Source organism: Pseudomonas sp. SDO5271_S396, assembly GCF_054071795.1.
In genome coordinates, this window is sequence record NZ_JBSVWB010000051.1 from 14,703 (window position 1) to 33,067 (window position 18,365).

Below are 18,365 nucleotides of genomic sequence, written 5' to 3' on the forward strand. Positions count from 1 at the left end.
GCCTCAGGCTGCTGGCCGTGTTGTTTACGATTGATTGATGGAATTTGTCATGTCCAGGTTTTCTGCTGACACCCGTTTGGGAAGTTCTCCCGTGCTCGCCGTTCTCTGCGGCGCGCTTATGGTTCCACAGGCCCACGCCGACGAGCACGCTGAACACGAACTGAGCCCCACCGTGATCACCGCGATCGCCCCCAGCTCACCGCTCACCGTGGTCACCAACCCCAAGGACCCACGCCAACCGGTGCCCGCCAGCGATGGCGGCGACTACCTCAAGACCATCCCCGGCTTCGCATTGGTACGCAACGGCGGCACCAATGGTGACCCGGTGCTGCGCGGCATGTTCGGCTCGCGCCTGAACATCCTCACCAACGGCAGCATGATGCTGGGCGCCTGCCCGGGCCGGATGGACGCGCCCACCTCGTACATTTCCCCGGAAACCTACGACAAGCTCACCGTGATCAAAGGCCCGCAAACCGTGCTGTGGGGCCCTGGCGCGTCAGCCGGCACGATCCTGTTCGAGCGCGAGCCGGAGCAGTTCGGCGAGCTGGGTACGCGCCTCAACGCCAGTGTGCTGGCCGGTTCCAATGGGCGCTTCGACAAGGTCATCGACGCCGCTGCCGGCGGGCCGCTGGGCTACGTGCGCGTGATCGGCAACCAGGCCCACGCCGACGACTACAAGGACGGCAACAATGACACCGTCGCCTCGCGCTATGACAAATGGAACGGCGATGTGGCCGTGGGTTTCACCCCCGATGCCGATACGTTGCTGGAACTCACCGCAGGCCGTGGCGATGGTGAAGCGCGCTACGCCGGGCGCGGCATGGATGGTTCGCAATTCCTGCGCGAAAGCCTGGGGTTGCGCTTTGAGAAGTCGAACATCGGCGAGGTGCTGGATAAAGTCGAAGCCCAGGTCTACTACAACTACGCCGACCATGTGATGGACAACTACAGCCTGCGCGTCCCGTCCGGCACCGGCATGATGGCCGGGCCCATGGCGTCCAACGTCGACCGCCGCACCCTCGGCGCGCGCATCAAGGCCACCTGGCGCTGGGCTGATATGCAACTGATCGGCGGCCTGGATGCACAGACCAACGAACACCGCCAGCGCAGCAGCATGGGCATCGACACCTACAAGGACCTGCCCCGGGAAAAGGACGCCAACTTCCACAACTACGGCGTGTTCGGCGAACTCACCTGGTACGCCGCCGACCGTGACCGCCTGATCACCGGCGCGCGCCTGGACCGCGCCTCGGCCAAGGACTTTCGCCAGACCCTGGGTTCGGGCATGAGCACCCGCGTCAACCCCACCGCCGACGACACCCGTGCCGATACCTTGCCCTCGGGCTTCATGCGCTATGAACACGACCTGGCCGACAGCCCCACCACCGTCTATGCCGGCCTGGGCCACTCGGAGCGCTTCCCGGACTACTGGGAGCTGTTCTCGCCCAACACGGGCGCGGTCGGTTCGGTGAATGCCTTCGACGGCGTGAAGCCCGAGAAAACCACCCAGCTCGACGTGGGTGCCCAATACAAAACCGCTGAACTGGAAGCCTGGGCCTCGGCTTATCTGGGCCAGGTGCGCGATTTCATCCTCTTCGATTACCAGCCGGGGATGATGGGCACCACCTCCCAGGCCCGCAACGTCGACGCGCGCATCATGGGCGGCGAACTGGGCACGGCGTACAAGCTGACACGCCACTGGAAAGCCGACGCCACCCTCGCCTACGCCTGGGGCAAGAACAGCAGCGACGGCAAGGCCCTGCCGCAGATCCCGCCGCTGGATGCGCGTCTGGGCCTCACCTACAGCGAGGACGACTGGAGCGCCGGTGCGCTATGGCGTGTAGTCGCCGCACAAAACCGCATCGACCCGAACAAGGGCAACGTGGTCGGCAAGGACTTCGACAAGAGTGCGGGGTTTGGCGTGTTCTCGCTGAACGCGGCGTACCGCATCAACAAACACTTCAAGGTCAGCACCGGCGTCGACAACCTGTTCGGCAAGGCCTACGCCGAGCACCTGAACCTGGCCGGCAACGCCGGGTTCGGCTACCCGGCCAGTGACCCACAGGCCATCAAGGAACCGGGGCGAACGCTCTGGACCAAGGTGGACATGAGCTTCTAAAAGCATCGCAGGCAAGCCCGCTCCCACACTTGAAATGCATTCCCCTGTGGGAGCGGGCTTGCCCGCGATGGCTGCATAACTGACAAAAAAATCTCAAGCCTTTGCGGAGCATCCCTGATGACCACCCAAAAAGTTTCCTTCTACAACCTGGCCTGGCGCTGGCATTTCTACGCCGGGCTCTTCGTCGCCCCCTTCATGGTGCTGCTGGCCCTGACCGGCATCATCTACCTGTTCAAGCCCCAGCTCGATCCGCTGATGTACGGCGACCTGCTCAAGGTCCAACCCGCCGGGCACATGTTGAGTGCCGACGAACAACTGCAACGCGCACGGACGGCCTACCCTCAAGCCGCGATCAGCAAATACCTGCCGCCCGCCGACGCCAACGGCAGCGCGCAATTCGTCATGCGCAAGGACGGGCGTGAGGTCACGCTGTTCGTCGATCCCTATCGCGGCACCGTCCTCGGCGAGCAGGACTCGAAATACAACCTGCAAGCCATCGCCCGCGCATTGCACGGTGAGTTGATGATCGGCACCGTCGGCGATCGTCTGGTGGAGCTTGCCGCCGGTTGGGGCGTGATGCTGGTGGTGTCGGGCCTGTACCTGTGGTGGCCGCGCGGCAAGACGTCGGCGGGGGTGCTGTGGCCGCGGTTCAGCACGCGGGGCCGGGTGTTCTGGCGCGACATGCACGCGGTCACCGGTTTCTGGGGCGCGGCGCTGTTGCTGGTGATGCTGCTCAGCGGCATGACCTGGACCGGTTTCTGGGGCAAGCAGTACGCCGACCTGTGGAACAGGTTCCCGGCGGCGATGTGGAACAACGTGCCGCAGTCCGACCAGCAGGCCCGCGTCCTCAATACCGCCAGCCAGCAGACCGTACCCTGGGCGATGGAAAACACACCGATGCCGATGTCCGGCGACCACGCCGAACACATGAACCACGGCGCCGCGCATTCAGGGCCTGCCGCGCCGGCGCTGGGTCTGCAACAGGTCGTCGACCTGGCCAATACACGCAAGGTCGAGCCCGGCTACAGCATCACCCTGCCCACCACCGCCGAAGGCGTGTTCACCATCGCGGTGTTCGCCAACGACCCGCGCAATGACGCCACCCTGCACGTGGACCAGTACACCGGCAAGGTGCTCGCCGATGTGCGCTGGGAACATTACAACACCGTCGCCCGCGCAACGGAGGCCGGCGTGATGCTGCACGAAGGCAAGATGTTCGGCTGGGTCAATCAACTGATCGTGCTGCTGATCTGCCTGATGATTCTGCTCAGCGCCGTCAGCGGTGTGGTGATCTGGTGGAAGCGTCGCCCGCAAGGCGGATTGGGCGTTCCGCCGTTGCGACACGACCTGCCGAAGTGGAAAACCGCGATGGCGATCATGCTGGCGCTGGCGATCATTTTCCCGCTGGTGGGTGCCTCATTGATCGCGGTGTGGGCACTGGATCGGCTGGTGCTGTCGCGCTTTTTTGGCCAACATGAATCTGCCTCAGGTTCAGCATGAACCCAGCGAGATGCCCATGGCAGAGGGCTTCTGTAGCCTTGCGCGACTTTTGTCCCGCAGCCAATAAGTGTTAACTTATAACACTTTCTGCGTTATCGTTGCTCGCCGCGCCCAGGCGGCGAGCCCCTTTCAAGAAGACTGATCGACCGATGAACAAGTACCTTGCGTCCGGCCTCTGCCTGCTCGCCCTGCACAGCAGCGCCCACGCGTTGACCCTGCCCGCCAGCCCCGTGACCGCACCCGCCGTGGACGACGAACACGTCGACCTGAACACCCCCACCACCGCCGGTTCGCGCCTGAACCTCACGGCCCTGCAAACTCCGGGCAGCGTGGAAAGCCAGACCGGCACGCAGATCCGCGAACGAGGCGACGCCAGCGTGCAGGACGCGATTTCCCGCGCCACCGGCATCAGCCGCACCGGCTCGCCAGGCGACGGCGGCACCTCGTTGTCGGCCCGAGGCTTTACCGGCCAGGGCTCGGTGATGCAGCTGTACGACGGCAACCGCATGTACATGGGCATGGGCACCTCGACCTTCCCGGTGGACACCTGGTCGGTGGAACGCGTGGACGTGCTGCGCGGCCCGGCCTCTGTGCTGTACGGCGAAGGCGCCACCGGTGCGGTGATCAACACGGTGCCGAAAAAGCCGTTCGAAGGCGAAATCGAAAACCATATCCGCCTGGGCTATGGCTCCTATGATCGTCAACAGCAAGCCCTCGACAGCGGCGGCTCGCTGACCGACACCTTGAGCTACCGCCTGAACCTCAATCGCCTGCGCAGCAACGGCTTCGTCGACCGAGGCGATTCGGCCAGCGACTTCGTCAGCGGCGCCCTGCGCTGGCAAGCAGCCGACAACCTGAGCTTCACCCTGGCCAGCGACTATGGCGACCAACGCCCGCAAAACTACTTCGGCACCCCGCTGATCAACGGCCAGTTGCATAAAGGCCTGCGGGACAAGAACTACAACGTCAGCGACGATACCCAGCACTACAACGACCAGTGGACACGCCTGACCAGCGAATGGCAGATCAATGACAGCGTCAGCGCCACCAACGAGCTGTACTACCTGAAAAACCAGCGCCGCTGGCAAAACGCCGAAAACTACAACTTCACCGATGGCCAGCTCACCCGCAGCGGCTACTTCGGCATCAAGCACAATCAGGAACAGGTCGGCGACCGCCAGACCTTCACCTTCAAGCACACGCTGTTCGGCCTCGACAGCCAGACCGTGACCGGCGTGGAATACAACCGCATCCGCTTCCGCCTCGCCAGCAACTCGCCGTTCAACGACGTGTTGAGCGGCGGCCAGCCGATCGATGTGAACTCTCCACAACCTGCGCCGTTCGAAAGCCGGGACCCGTTCAAGCCGCTGTTCGCGTCCACCACCAAAACCCTCGCGGGCTTTGCCGAAAACCGCTTGCAGCTCACCGACCAGCTCTCACTGATCACCGGCATCCGTCGCGATTATGCCCACATCGACCGTGACAACCTGCGTGACGGCAGCCAGGCCGACAAGACCCTCACCGGCAATAACTGGAAGGCCGGCCTGGTTTACGCAATCACCCCGGACACCTCGGTCTACGGCCAGTACGCCACCAGCACCGACGGGGTCGGCGGTTTGATTTCTCTGAGCCCGGGCCAGCAGCAGTTCGACCTGTCCACCGCCAAGCAGACCGAGATCGGCATCAAACAGGCGTTCTGGAACAACCGTGGCGAATGGACGCTGGCGGCGTATCACATCGTCAAAAAGAAACTGCTCACCGACACACCGGGCGACCCGGACCATCAGCAGCAAGTCGGCCAGCAATCTTCCCGCGGCCTGGAGGCCAGCCTCGACCTGCAACTGGCGGATGCCTGGCAACTGCAAGCCAACGCAGCGATCGTGCATGCGCAATACGACGATTTCACCCAGGTAGTCGACGGCACTCCCGTGTCCCGCGACGGCAACCGCCCGGTGGACGTGCCGCGCCGCACCGCCAACCTGTGGCTGAGCAAGGCGGTGACCGACGATATCCGCGCCGGTGCCGGCGTACGTTATGTCGACGCGCGTTATGCCGACATGGCCAACCAGAACGAACTGCCGAGCTACACCGTGGTGGACGCCACCCTGTCGTGGAAAGCCCTGCGCAACACCACCCTGGGCCTGCAACTGAACAACCTGTTCGACCGCACCTACGCCGTGAGCCAGTACAACGACGGTCAACAGTGGATCCTGGGCGAGCCACGCTCGTTCTTCGTCACGGCGGATTACACCTTCTAACTGAACATTACATAGACACCTGTGGGAGCTGGCTTGCCTGCTCCCACATTTTGATCGATGTTTAAGTCGAGAGACACGATGACCGCACTCACCCTCACCCGCCTCACCTGGACGCCCCGGGTTCACGGCCACTGCCGTCACTCGTTTCACCTGTGTGAGGCCAGCCTGCAGGTCGGTGAAGGTGAGTTCGTCGGGTTGATCGGGCCCAATGGCAGCGGCAAGACCAGCCTGTTGCGCTGCGCCTATCGGTTCACCAGGCCTGACCAGGGCGACGTGGCGCTCGCCCACCAGAACGTGTGGAAGCAAAGCGCCAAGTGGTGCGCGCAACGCGTTGCCGTGGTGTTGCAGGAGTTTCCGGATGCGTTCGGCCTGCGGGTGGATGAAGTGGTCGCCATGGGCCGCACGCCGCACAAAGGCCTGTTCGACAGTGACACGCCCCAGGACCAGCAACTGATCCGGCAGGCGCTGGAAACCGTCGGCATGCAGGGCTTCGAAGACCACGCCTTCGCGACGCTCTCGGGCGGTGAAAAACAACGCGTGATCCTGGCTCGCGCCCTGGCCCAGCAGCCACAACTGCTGATCCTCGACGAACCCACCAACCACCTCGACCCGCGCTATCAGCTGGAGTTGCTGCGCCAGGTCAAGCGCCTGAACATCGGCACCCTGGCGAGCATCCATGACCTGAACCTCGCCTCCGCCTTTTGCGACCGCCTGTACGTGATCGACCACGGACGCATCGTCGCCAGCGGCACGCCCCAGGAAGCACTCACCGTCGACTTGCTGCGCACGGTGTTCGGCGTCGAAGCCCTGATCGACACCCACCCCCTGTCCGGCCACCCTCGAATCACCTGGATAATCCAACCATGATCCTGCGCACCCTCCTGGCTGTCGCTCTGCTGTCAGGCAGCGCCGAAGCCTTCGCCGAAGCCACCCATTACCCGGTGACCGTCAAAAGCTGCAACCGCAACGTGACCTTTCAGGAAGCGCCGAAACACGCGGTCAGCCACGACATCAACATGACCCAGATGATGCTCGCCCTGGGGCTCAAGTCGCACATGGCCGGCTACAGCGGCGTGACCGGCTGGAAGTCGGTGACCCCGGAAATGGCCGAAATCCTCGACGGCCTGCCGGAGTTGGCCAGCAAGTACCCATCGGTAGAAACCCTGCTCAATGCCAATGTGGACTTCTTCTTCGCCGGCTGGGACTACGGCATGCGCGTGGGCGGTGACCTCACACCCGCCACCCTGCAACCGCTGGGCATCAACGTGTACGAGCTGACCGAGTCTTGCGCGTTCGTGATGAAACGCCCGGCCGCCACGCTGGACGACACCTATAACGACCTGCGCAACCTGGGCAAGATCTTCGACGTGCAGGACCGCGCCAATGCCTTGATCGCCCAGATGCAGGCGCAGGTGGCCAACGTGCGCCAGGACCTGCCAGCCGACAAGCCACGGGTGTTCCTGTATGACAGCGGTGAAGACCGTGCCATGACCTCCGGCCGCCTGGGCATGCCCCAGGCACTGATCGACGCGGCTGGCGGGCGCAACATTCTGGAGGATGTGGACGCCAGCTGGACCCGGGTCAACTGGGAGACCGTGGTGGAGCGCAACCCGCAAGTGATCGTGATCGTCGACTACAGCGAAATCACCGCCGAGCAGAAACAACAGTTCCTGCTCAACAACCCGGCGCTGCAAGCGGTGGACGCCATCCGCAACCAGCGCTTTATCGTGGTCCCTTATGTGCAGGCCACACCGGGGATCGACAACGTGCTGGCGGTGGAAACCCTGGCCAAGGGGTTCCACGGCGAATGATCACCCGGCGCTACGCCTTTTTACTCGCCACCCTCGCGGCGGTGCTGCTGGTCTCTTGCGTGATCTCCCTGGGCTTTGGCCCGGCGCGGGTGCCGGTGGAGGTGGTGTGGCGCATCGTGCTGTTCAAAGCCTTTGGCGTGGGTGAGGTGAATGGGTCGGCCGGGCAGGAACATATCGTGTGGCTGATTCGCGTGCCGCGCATGTTGCTCGGCGCACTGGTCGGCGCCGGGCTGGCGTTGATCGGCGCCGTATTGCAGGCCGTCACACGCAACCCGCTGGCCGACCCGCACCTGCTGGGCGTCACCTCCGGCGCCACCCTGGGCGCGGTGATCGTGGTGCTGCATGTGGGTGAAATCGTCGGCCTGCTGACCCTGCCCATCGCCGCCTTTATCGGCGCGCTGCTGAGCATGCTGGTGGTACTGGCGGTAGCCAGTCGCAACGGGCGGCTGGAGAGTGACCGCCTGCTGCTGTGCGGCGTGGCGGTATCGTTCGTGATGATGGCGGCAGCCAACCTCTTGCTGTTCATGGGCGACCATCGCGCCGCGTCGGCGGTGATGTTCTGGATGCTCGGCGGCCTCGGTCTGGCCCGCTGGGAACTGCTGGCCATTCCCGGCGCCACCGTGCTGCTGGGTTTGCTGGTGCTGGTGGGCATGGCGCGGCCGTTGAATGCGCTGATGGCCGGCGAACAGACCGCCGTGACGCTTGGCCTGAACGCGCGCAATGTGCGCCTGAAGGTATTCCTGGTGGCCTCCTTGATGACCGGCGTGCTGGTGTCCATCAGCGGCTCCATCGGCTTTGTCGGGCTGATGGTGCCGCACATTGCCCGGCGCCTTGTGGGCGCCGAGCATCGGCGCTTATTGCCGGTGTGCGCGCTGCTCGGCAGCCTGTTTCTGGTGTGGGTGGACGTGGCCGCCCGCACCCTGATCGCCCCTGAGGATTTGCCGATTGGCGTGGCGACGGCGGCGATTGGCGGGCTGTTTTTTATCGGGTTGATGCGCAAGCGCTAGAGCTAATAGGTCACAGCTCATCTCTGTCCGGCCGATAGGTGGTGTGACCTGGCAGTTTCAGATCGCTGTTCACCAGTGTACGGATCGTCCAGAACGCTCCATGGCGCAGTACCCGGAACTGACCGAGTCGCGCCAGCTCAGAGAGAACATGCGAAGGCGTCGGTGCGAAGAGCGTATACCCCCCCTCGGCGGTCCATCTGCCGCTGCCCGTCAACAGGTTGGCCTCGTCTTGGCCAAAGGTCGGGGTATAGCTCAACAAGGCGCCGTCCCGCGCCGTCAGGTAAAAACCAGTAATGGGTAGTTTCTGGTCTCTCAGCGTGTAAAGGTAAAAACCCAACTCGCGCCATGACACGAAATACTCCGCATAGGAGCGCTCAACACCGTTCTGCGTCTGGTCCAGCCCCGCGTGAAACAACAGGTGGGCAGCACTGACCTGATAGCCCGCCGGCCATTGCGTCGATACGGCGGTAAACAGGCGTGCGGCGGCACTCGACGGGAAACCTTCGTCGGCAAACGCCAAGACGGGCACATGACTGTTATCCAGGTTTTTTTCAAGCAGCGCACTGATCGACTGTTGGCCTGTAAACACGCCCGCTCGGTCATGGACGAATCCCGCGGCATCATCGCGATGCGCGAACACGGGCCCCAGTGCCCATTGGTTATGCCCCGCAGGCAATGTGCCGCGAGACCGCCTCGGCTGCCACTGCGTATCCACCACGCCGATGCCCGCCCAATTCTCGCTGGGCACCAGGATGCTCAATTCACCGGCTGCCGCCATACGCCGAATGTAATCCATCGGGCTGAGCTCAAACCTCTTTAATCGGTTGTCATCCCTGTACTCGATAAAGCGGCTATTGCGCACAACGAACTTCAGCAACGCGCCGTCGGCACACGACAGATAAAGTGGCATCGCCGCACGGTTCGCCGTGGCATGCACCTGATACATCGCCTGTATCACGCGCGACGGGAGAATCAGCCCGCGATAAATGGAGTCCTGGGTCACGATATGGCCACCAGGTTGGATATCGCCCCATTGCAGCCCGCACAAATACATACCCGCCATTTGATAACGATGGGGGTAGCCGTCATCGGCAAACACCCGCCGATGCTCCAGTGCTGATCCACCCTCGGTCACCGGCAGCGTCGCCACAAAACGTCCGTTACCGGTCGACTGGAGCACATAGCCAAACTGAGCCTGCTCCCTTGCCCCCGCCAGCTCATGGGCATAACGCGCGGCGTCGTCTGCCTGGGCATGGAAGGGGCTGAGCGCCGGGTCGACAGTGGCCTGGAGGTAGCGTCGCCCCCTCAATGCGAGCGTGGCAAAGGGTCGCCACCCCGCGACAGGACCAGGCGCGCCCCACATCTTACTGCCCGCGACCACGTGCAATTCAAAGGTGTTGCTTGCCCGCCGGACATACTCGTCGGGTGCCAGCTCCCCCTTGCGTATCTGGCGCTCAAGCGTCCCGTTGAGCCAATCATGACGATTGCTAGGCCGCATGATGAGCTCAGCGGTTGAAATCTGCGGGAGCTTCAAATTCGGGCGAGCCTTCAGCCGCACCAATGCACCGTCGGGCGCCAACAGGTAGTGGGCGTAACGTGAATGATCAACGGAGAGCGCCTGGGCCAACAGGCGAGTGGAAAACATATTGCCGTACACCGCCGATTGAACCGGTGAGAGCAGAAATGGCCATTGCATCGCAGGCCTGGAGTGATAGGTGGCTACCACCGTTGTGCGCGTCGGATAAAGCCCACGCGTCACCATTTCATCCGGAAAGATGCGTTTGATATCGAACACTTCATCCGGCACGCGCACAGGTTCGCTGGCGATAAACCCCCCGTCGTCCCTGCGCAAAATCACGCCACCATAGGATTGCTCAAGGTCAGGCGAGACACGGCGACGGATGTACTGCGCCGCATCATCCACAGACAGGAACACCGGGCTGAGTCGACCTCGCTGCAAGTTTTCATAGGGTACCCACAATCCCCCAACGTTGCCTGTGAGGCCCCAGCAACGGCTGGCCTGAACCACTCGCAAATGCCCGCCGGAAGCCACCCTGCGCACGAACTGAAGGGGCTGCAATGTGCCGATATCCAGCTTGGCCCGAATGCTGTCTAGTGCATCGGCCTCTGTACTTCGCTCAAAGATCCCTTGTATGGACGGCGACTGATAACACAACAGGGCCCCTTCCGGTGGGGCAATGTACACCGGTGCACCGCGCGGCGGCTGCTGGGTTTCGACCCGCGCCTGGGTAATCGCCTCACTCAAGTCCTCAGGCTCGATGAACACCTGCTTCAACCAAGTGGCCGAGCCATTTCCGACAAACTGGTTGGCGTAATACAGGCTGTGGCACTCGAAGCCTTCGGGCAATTGGGCGCCATACAGGCTCTTGAGGGACAGCAGGGGCGATTTGGCCGTCACCGGGATCAGCTCACTGGCAACGTATTCCTCCCGGCTTTCGTGCTTGAGGATGAAAGCAAAGTAACGGCTGACAAAATGCTGCGCGTGATCCAACGGGTCGCGTCGATGCAGGTCGTTGGCGGCGTCGTCCGCACGCTTGAAAATGGGTCCATGGCTGACCGTCGTTGGGCGCTGGAACTCAAGTGCGCGCACCCAGGGCCCCCAGTCCATTTCGACAAAGTCGGCAGGCCCCCACAGCGCGTTGCCGATGACCACTCTTAATTTGCCCGACTCGGCCAGCGTCCTGACGATATCGGCGGGTTTGGTCGTACCGTCACGCAAGCTTTTTGCCTGGGCACTCACCTCATGGGTGGGCTCGACCATCCACTGTTTTCGCCAATCCGAGGAGGTGAACGACGGGTCGCACGCAATCAGGCTGTCCTCGGCACCGGACAGATAACCCACCTGACCCGAGCGCAACAGGTCCTCCACATCCTGCGGATGAAACATCTGCGCCCCCAGCTCTGCCTCCTGTCGGGTCCATTTGAACCGAGCAATGTAGGCCGGGTCGGTCAGCGACAGCGCCACCCGCGATGCATAGCGAGCATGCAGGCTATGACCGGGGTGCAGGATAATCGGGTTGCCCTGGCGGTCGACCGGGTAGAGCCCGTTGAAAGCAAAGGGCCGAGGCCCGGCGAGGACCGGCTCGGTCACGACAAAGCGCCCGTCGGCACGCTTGAGGATCATCCCGCCGAGTACCTGCTCGCGTCGCTTACCGATATTCCCATGAACAAAACGTGCCGCGTCGTCGGCCGACAAGAACGTACCGCTCAAGGACGGCAGGGTAAACCGGGAATAGGGCAACCAATGTTCATCGACCACGCCCATGCGGTCCCACAGTGCACTGGTCTTTTCGACCGTCAGCTCGCCGGCAGCTGCTACCTGTCGCACGAAGTCGCGCGTCAGCATCGAGCCATCGAGCAACGCGGCTTGTTGGCCGTTGTCGGACACCTGGCCATCTTGCGCCTGGGTGAAGAGCTGGGACTCAAGCGCCGAGCCGGAGAAGCGATAGCGCAACACCGCCTCGTCCCGCAGGCGGATATACAACGACGCGCCCAGAATGGATTGCGGTCCCTGACCGTACTGACGAAACCGCACGATGTGCTGAGCAAGCTCCAGCGGGCTGATGAAGTTTTTATACAGCCAGTTTTCCAGCGTGGGGTATTGAACAGGCAGTGGCCGAGAGTGAACGTAAATACCGTAAAGGTGGTAGCCAACGGGAAACCTGGGCAAGTCTTTCACCGCGTCATCGAGCGGGTCGGGGTCACGCGCGAAATAAGCCACCTCTGTATCGGCCTCCAAAATCAATACCTGCTGGCGCACATTGGGTGTTCGCTGGACCTGCGACGCAGCCTGCGCCAGTGCACGCGGTACGTCCGGGAACACCGGCCATGGTTTGTAGGGTTCCCAATCAGCCGGAACCTTGCCCACGGATCCGCCCCAGTAAGGGCTGCTCAGTAAAAAGACCAGACGCCCTACCGACGCCAGCTTCTTGTAAAAACCCTCCAGCGTTCCATCGTGGGCATCCGGGGAGTCGAAGCTGCCATTGGTCGCCAGCCATCGGTAATAGTTAGCGGCCGCAGGCGACTCATCGAACTGAAACGCGAGCAGCGTACCGGCAGGGCCTGACAGGTAAGCCGTGCTGAACTGCCGGCGGTTCTGATAATTGAACAGCACGTCTTCTGAGGAGTAAAAATCCAGGAAGGCCGTGACCTGGTGCGCGGTCCATTTGGGATTACGGCGGGCAGTCTGCGCAGCGCTATTGGGGTGCGTATGCCAGCTGGCAACGATCTGATAACCCTCCGGCTCAAGATAGGCCGAGTTGCCTGCGTTGTCGTCGAGCAAAAGGTTGAAGTTGAACACGGTCGGCCGGTCCGAAATCGGCTCAGTGCCGACGAAAAGCCCGTCGACTGAACGCCGCAGAATCACGCTGCCGTACTCCACCTGCAGATTCTGGCCTACCCGACCATGGAGGTAGCGCGCCACTTCATCCGCGCTTTTGAAGGCGGGACTCAGCGTGCCGAGTTTGGCGTGACCGCGCGCCAGGGTTGCGCGTTTTTCGCGCAGGGGTTGATCGTCCATGATGACTCCTTGGAACAAGTTTGAATGTTCCATCATCCTGAACACCCTCTGATTCAGAGGGCGCTACATAGTTAACCGCCCCTCGCACCAAGACAGTGCCCCACCCTTTTCAGCCCACCGATCCGGCGCCGATTCAGTGCGCGCCGACGGCATCCACGGTCTGTGCGCGCCTTGAATACGGCCCTCGGCAAAGCAGGCACAGCCCTTGCAATCGCCCTCCCATCTGTCCAACAACAACACTTGGGTTCTCGGAGATCGCACCATGAAGCGTCGCAGCTTGATCAAGGCTTTCACTCTTTCGGCATCCATTGCCGCCATGGGCATGACCTGGACCGTCCAGGCCGCCGAGACCATCAAGGTCGGCATCCTGCACTCGCTGTCCGGCACCATGGCCATCTCCGAAACGTCGCTCAAAGACATGGCGCTGATGACCATCGACGAGATCAACGCCAAGGGCGGCGTGAACGGCAAGATGCTGGAACCTGTGGTGGTGGACCCGGCGTCCAACTGGCCGTTGTTCGCTGAAAAGGGCCGCCAGCTGCTGACCCAGGACAAGGTGGCCGTGGTGTTCGGCTGCTGGACCTCGGTGTCGCGCAAATCGGTGTTGCCGGTGTTCGAAGAGCTCAACGGCCTGCTGTTCTACCCGGTGCAGTACGAAGGTGAAGAGATGTCGCCAAACGTGTTCTACACCGGCGCGGCGCCCAACCAGCAAGCGATCCCGGCGGTGGAATACCTGATGAGCGAAGAAGGCGGCAGCGCCAAGCGCTTCTTCCTGCTGGGGACCGACTATGTGTACCCGCGCACCACCAACAAGATCCTGCGTTCGTTCCTGCACTCCAAAGGCGTCGCCGATAAAGACATCGAAGAGGTCTACACCCCGTTCGGCCATTCCGACTACCAGACCATCGTCGCCAACATCAAGAAATTCTCCGCCGGCGGCAAAACCGCGGTGATTTCCACCGTGAACGGCGACTCCAACGTGCCGTTCTACAAAGAGCTGTCCAACCAGGGGCTGAAGGCGACCGAAGTACCCGTGGTGGCGTTCTCGGTGGGTGAAGAAGAACTGCGCGGTATCGACACCAAACCGCTGGTGGGCAACCTCGCCGCCTGGAACTACTTCCAGTCGGTGGAGAACCCGGTGAACAAGAAATTCGTCGCCGACTGGAAGGCCTATGCCAAGGCCCACAACCTGCCGGGCGCGGACAAGGCCGTGACCAACGACCCGATGGAAGCCACCTACGTGGGCATCCACATGTGGGCGCAGGCGGCGGAGAAAGCCAAGTCCACCGACGTCGACAAAGTACGTGAAGCCCTGGCCGGCCAGACCTTCGCCGCGCCGTCGGGCTTCACCCTGACCATGGACAAGACCAACCACCACCTGCACAAGCCGGTGATGATCGGCGAGATCCAGGCCGACGGGCAGTTCTCGGTGGTGTGGCAGACCCAGGAGCCGATCCGTGCCCAGCCGTGGAGCCCGTACATTCCGGGTAACGACAAGAAGCCGGATTACGCCGTCAAGAGCAACTGATCCGAGGGGTGCCGGCACTTGAGGCCGGCACAATCCCTGTGGGAGCTGGCTTGCCTGCGATGCAGACGACTCGGTGTATCTGATACACCGCTATCGCAGGCAAGCCAGCTCCCACATTAGTTCGAGCAAGGCCCAAGAATATGCCCACTGCCCTGTACCGCTTCATCCTCACGGCCCTGCTTGTGCTGCCCTTCGCCGCACACGCCAGCGACGCCGACGACTTCCTGTCCGCCAACCCCGCCCAACAAGCCAAGCTGCTCCAGGACTGGGCCGCCCAGCCGGATCCTGCGCGCATCGAGTTGGTGGACGCCCTGCAACAAGGCCAACTCACGGTCAACGGTGAAACCAAAACCGTGCGCCTGAACAACCGCCTGCGCGGCCTGATCGACAACGTACGGGCCAGCCAGCAACTGCTCGCCGCCGACCCGAAAGTTCGCCTGGCCGCTGCACAAGTTCTGCAAAAAAGCGCACAACCTGCGCAGCTCAAATTCCTCGACCAGCAGGTCGCCAGCGAAACCAACGAGGACGTGTACACCGCCCTCAGCCTGGCCCTGGCCAACCTGCAACTGGTCGACCCCGACCCCGTGGTGCGCCTCGCCGCCGTGCGCCTGCTCGGCAATACCGGCGACCCGCTGGCCCGCACGCGCCTTGAAGCGCTGCTGGCCCCTGGCGTTGAGACCGATACCGCCGTGCACACCGCCGCCGAAACCAGCCTGGCCCAGGTCAAGCGCAAACTGATATTCGGCGAGATCCTCGGCCAGGCCTTCAGCGGCATGTCCCTGGGCTCGATCCTGCTGCTAGCGGCCCTGGGCCTGGCGATCACCTTCGGCTTGCTCGGGGTGATCAACATGGCCCACGGCGAGATGCTGATGCTCGGCGCCTATTCCACCTATGCGGTGCAGTTGCTGATGCAGCGCTACATGCCCGCGGCCATCGAGTTCTACCCGTTGATCGCACTGCCGGTCGCGTTCTTCGTGACCGCCGCCATCGGCATGACACTGGAGCGCACGGTGATTCGCCATCTGTATGGCCGCCCCCTGGAAACCCTGTTGGCCACCTGGGGCATCAGCCTGATGCTGATCCAGTTGGTGCGCCTGGTGTTCGGTGCGCAGAACGTCGAAGTGTCGAACCCCGCGTGGCTTTCCGGCGGCATCCAGGTGCTGCCCAACCTGGTGCTGCCGTACAACCGCATCGTGATCATCGCGTTTGCGCTGTGCGTGGTGGTGCTGACCTGGCTGCTGCTGAACAAGACCCGCCTGGGCCTCAACGTGCGTGCCGTCACCCAGAACCGCAACATGGCCGCCTGCTGCGGCGTGCCCACCGGGCGCGTGGACATGCTCGCCTTCGGCCTCGGCTCCGGCATCGCAGGACTGGGCGGCGTAGCGCTGAGCCAGATCGGCAACGTCGGCCCGGACCTCGGCCAGAGCTACATCATCGACTCGTTCCTGGTGGTGGTGCTCGGCGGTGTCGGCCAGTTGGCCGGTAGCGTCATGGCGGCGTTCGGCCTGGGCATCGCCAACAAGATTCTCGAACCGCAGATCGGTGCCGTGCTCGGCAAGATCCTGATCCTCGCGCTGATCATTCTGTTTATCCAGAAACGCCCGCAAGGACTCTTCGCACTGAAAGGACGGGTGATCGACTGATGAACCAACCATTGATGCTGACGGCCACGCAAAAGGCCGGCCCCAAGGTAACGATGGCCGTGGGCGTGGCGGTCCTCGTCGTGCTGCTCGCGTTGCCGTTGCTTTCGCTGCTGCCGACGGACAGCGCCCTGCATGTTTCGGCCTACACCCTGACACTGGTGGGCAAGATCCTCTGCTACGCCATCGTCGCCCTGGCCCTGGACCTGGTGTGGGGTTATGCGGGCATGTTGTCCCTCGGCCACGGCCTGTTCTTCGCGCTGGGCGGTTATGCGATGGGCATGTACCTGATGCGCCAGGCTTCCGGCGATGAGCTGCCGGCGTTCATGACCTTCCTCTCATGGACTGAATTGCCGTGGTATTGGGCGGGCACCGAGCATTTCCTCTGGGCCCTGTGCCTGGTGGTATTGGCCCCGGGTGTGCTGGCGCTGGTGTTCGGCTTCTTCGCGTTTCGCTCGCGGATCAAGGGCGTGTATTTCTCGATCATGACCCAGGCGCTGACCTTCGCCGGAATGTTGCTGTTCTTTCGCAACGAGACGGGGTTTGGCGGCAACAACGGCTTCACCAACTTTCGCAGCATCCTCGGCTTCGGCATCACCGAGCCCGGCACGCGGGCGGTGTTGTTCGTGGCCACGGTGCTGTTGCTGGTGGCCAGCCTGTATATCGGCTGGCGCCTGGCGAAGAGCAAGTTCGGTCGCGTGCTGACCGCATTGCGCGATGCCGAGAACCGCCTGATGTTCTGCGGCTACGATCCGCGCGGTTTCAAGTTGTTCGTGTGGGTATTGAGCGCGGTGCTGTGCGGCTTGGCCGGGGCGTTGTATGTGCCGCAGGTGGGCATCATCAACCCCAGCGAAATGTCCCCGACCAACTCCATCGAAGCCGCCGTATGGGTGGCCCTGGGCGGGCGCGGCACGCTGATCGGCCCGTTGCTCGGCGCGGGGGTGGTGAACGGCATGAAGAGCTGGTTCACCGTGGCCTTCCCGGAATACTGGCTGTTCTTCCTGGGAGCGCTGTTCATCATCGTCACCCTGTACCTGCCCAAGGGCATCATCGGGCTGCTGAAGAAGTGAGGAACGTCATGCTTGAACCCCTTTTCGACGCCGGCAGCGGCCGCGATGCCATCGGCATCGGCCAGGCCGCCGGCAAGGGCCTCAATACCCGTCACGGCACGATTTTGACCCTGGAAGACATCAGCGTCAGCTTCGACGGTTTCAAGGCGCTCAACGACTTGAACCTGTATATCGGCGTCGGCGAGCTGCGTTGCATCATCGGCCCCAACGGCGCAGGCAAGACCACGCTGATGGACGTGATCACCGGCAAGACCCGCCCCAGCCACGGCAAGGCCTGGTTTGGCGAAACCCTCGACTTGACGAGCATGAGCGAAGTGCAGATCGCCCAGGCCGGCATCGGCCGCAAGTTCCAGAAGCCAACGGTGTTCGAAGCGCTGAGCGTGTTCGAAAACCTGGAGCTGGCGCAGAAAACCGACAAATCCGTGTGGGCCAGCCTGCGTGCGCGCTTGAGTGGCGAACAGAAAGACCGCATCGACGAAGTGCTCGACACCATCCGCCTGACCACGTCGGTACAGCGCCAGGCGGGTTTGCTGTCCCACGGCCAGAAGCAGTTCCTGGAGATCGGCATGCTGCTGATGCAGGACCCGCAACTGTTGCTGCTGGACGAACCGGTGGCGGGCATGACAGACGCCGAAACCGAGTTCACCGCTGAACTGTTCAAGCGCCTGGCGGGCAAGCATTCGCTGATGGTGGTGGAACACGACATGGGCTTTGTCGGCTCGATTGCCGACCACGTGACCGTGTTGCACCAGGGCAGCGTGCTGGCGGAGGGTTCGCTGGAACAGGTGCAGGAAAACGAGCGGGTGATCGAGGTGTACCTCGGTCGCTAACCCAGCCACAGCCAGCTCCCACAGTTGATCCGGTTCCAGTCAGGGAATTGAGGAGAATTTGA

Annotated in this window: 11 protein-coding genes; 10 read left to right on the forward strand and 1 reads right to left on the reverse strand. The window is 62.8% G+C overall.

The genetic code is table 11. The features are described from left to right. Positions 1–49 precede the first annotated feature (49 nt). From ACW9IN_RS25330 to ACW9IN_RS25355, 6 genes are all read left to right on the forward strand, one after another. Positions 50–2,119 (forward strand): TonB-dependent copper receptor, encoded by a 2,070-nt coding sequence (locus ACW9IN_RS25330; protein WP_457368406.1) that lies wholly within the window; start codon positions 50–52, stop codon positions 2,117–2,119. Between the two features lie 117 nt (positions 2,120–2,236). After that, complete coding sequence (locus ACW9IN_RS25335; RefSeq protein ID WP_457368407.1) at positions 2,237–3,619, forward strand: PepSY-associated TM helix domain-containing protein; 1,383 nt, start codon at positions 2,237–2,239, stop codon at positions 3,617–3,619. 149 nt (positions 3,620–3,768) lie between these two features. After that, positions 3,769–5,877 carry a TonB-dependent receptor gene (locus ACW9IN_RS25340; protein WP_457368408.1) on the forward strand — a complete coding sequence of 703 codons (2,109 nt, stop codon included), beginning with the start codon at positions 3,769–3,771 and terminating at the stop codon, positions 5,875–5,877. 78 nt (positions 5,878–5,955) lie between these two features. Further along, positions 5,956–6,744: an ABC transporter ATP-binding protein gene (locus ACW9IN_RS25345; RefSeq protein WP_457368409.1), complete on the forward strand. Its 789-nt coding sequence runs from the start codon at positions 5,956–5,958 to the stop codon at positions 6,742–6,744. Next, a complete protein-coding gene (locus tag ACW9IN_RS25350; protein ID WP_457368410.1) occupies positions 6,741–7,688 on the forward strand; it encodes an ABC transporter substrate-binding protein in 948 nt (315 codons plus the stop codon). The genes ACW9IN_RS25345 and ACW9IN_RS25350 overlap by 4 nt, the downstream gene beginning before the upstream one ends. Continuing rightward, on the forward strand, positions 7,685–8,695 hold the full coding sequence (locus tag ACW9IN_RS25355; protein ID WP_457368411.1) for a FecCD family ABC transporter permease: 1,011 nt from the start codon (positions 7,685–7,687) through the stop codon (positions 8,693–8,695). Before ACW9IN_RS25350 ends, ACW9IN_RS25355 begins: the two co-directional genes overlap by 4 nt. Positions 8,696–8,705: 10 nt before the next feature. Here the strand turns inward: ACW9IN_RS25355 and ACW9IN_RS25360 are convergent, their stop codons facing one another. Further along, positions 8,706–13,235: a hypothetical protein gene (locus ACW9IN_RS25360; protein WP_457368412.1), complete on the reverse strand. Its 4,530-nt coding sequence runs from the start codon at positions 13,233–13,235 to the stop codon at positions 8,706–8,708. Between the two features lie 262 nt (positions 13,236–13,497). Between ACW9IN_RS25360 and urtA the strand changes: the two genes are divergently transcribed. The 4 genes from urtA (at position 13,498) to urtD (ending at position 18,303) form a co-directional block, all read left to right on the forward strand. Then, positions 13,498–14,763, forward strand: coding sequence for an urea ABC transporter substrate-binding protein (urtA, locus tag ACW9IN_RS25365; protein ID WP_457368413.1), 1,266 nt, complete (start codon positions 13,498–13,500; stop codon positions 14,761–14,763). A gap of 140 nt (positions 14,764–14,903) precedes the next feature. Continuing rightward, the gene (gene urtB / locus ACW9IN_RS25370; protein ID WP_457368414.1) at positions 14,904–16,406 is read left to right on the forward strand and encodes an urea ABC transporter permease subunit UrtB; all 1,503 of its coding nucleotides are present in this window, start codon (positions 14,904–14,906) and stop codon (positions 16,404–16,406) included. A 53-nt stretch (positions 16,407–16,459) separates the two neighbouring features. Next, the gene (gene urtC / locus ACW9IN_RS25375) at positions 16,460–17,473 is read left to right on the forward strand and encodes an urea ABC transporter permease subunit UrtC (protein WP_457368425.1); all 1,014 of its coding nucleotides are present in this window, start codon (positions 16,460–16,462) and stop codon (positions 17,471–17,473) included. Between the two features lie 8 nt (positions 17,474–17,481). Then, the gene (urtD, locus tag ACW9IN_RS25380; RefSeq protein WP_457368415.1) at positions 17,482–18,303 is read left to right on the forward strand and encodes an urea ABC transporter ATP-binding protein UrtD; all 822 of its coding nucleotides are present in this window, start codon (positions 17,482–17,484) and stop codon (positions 18,301–18,303) included. The last annotated feature ends 62 nt before the right edge of the window (positions 18,304–18,365 follow it).

Excerpts from the sequence above, each read along its gene's own strand:
- ACW9IN_RS25330 (WP_457368406.1), top strand. The coding sequence starts at position 50 with ATGTCCAGGTTTTCTGCTGACACCCGTTTGGGAAGTTCTCCCGTGCTC.
- ACW9IN_RS25335 (WP_457368407.1), top strand. The coding sequence starts at position 2,237 with ATGACCACCCAAAAAGTTTCCTTCTACAACCTGGCCTGGCGCTGGCAT.
- ACW9IN_RS25340 (WP_457368408.1), top strand. The coding sequence starts at position 3,769 with ATGAACAAGTACCTTGCGTCCGGCCTCTGCCTGCTCGCCCTGCACAGC.
- ACW9IN_RS25345 (WP_457368409.1), top strand. The coding sequence starts at position 5,956 with ATGACCGCACTCACCCTCACCCGCCTCACCTGGACGCCCCGGGTTCAC.
- ACW9IN_RS25350 (WP_457368410.1), top strand. The coding sequence starts at position 6,741 with ATGATCCTGCGCACCCTCCTGGCTGTCGCTCTGCTGTCAGGCAGCGCC.
- ACW9IN_RS25355 (WP_457368411.1), top strand. The coding sequence starts at position 7,685 with ATGATCACCCGGCGCTACGCCTTTTTACTCGCCACCCTCGCGGCGGTG.
- ACW9IN_RS25360 (WP_457368412.1), bottom strand. The coding sequence starts at position 13,235 with ATGGACGATCAACCCCTGCGCGAAAAACGCGCAACCCTGGCGCGCGGT.
- urtA (WP_457368413.1), top strand. The coding sequence starts at position 13,498 with ATGAAGCGTCGCAGCTTGATCAAGGCTTTCACTCTTTCGGCATCCATT.
- urtB (WP_457368414.1), top strand. The coding sequence starts at position 14,904 with ATGCCCACTGCCCTGTACCGCTTCATCCTCACGGCCCTGCTTGTGCTG.
- urtC (WP_457368425.1), top strand. The coding sequence starts at position 16,460 with ATGGCCGTGGGCGTGGCGGTCCTCGTCGTGCTGCTCGCGTTGCCGTTG.
- urtD (WP_457368415.1), top strand. The coding sequence starts at position 17,482 with ATGCTTGAACCCCTTTTCGACGCCGGCAGCGGCCGCGATGCCATCGGC.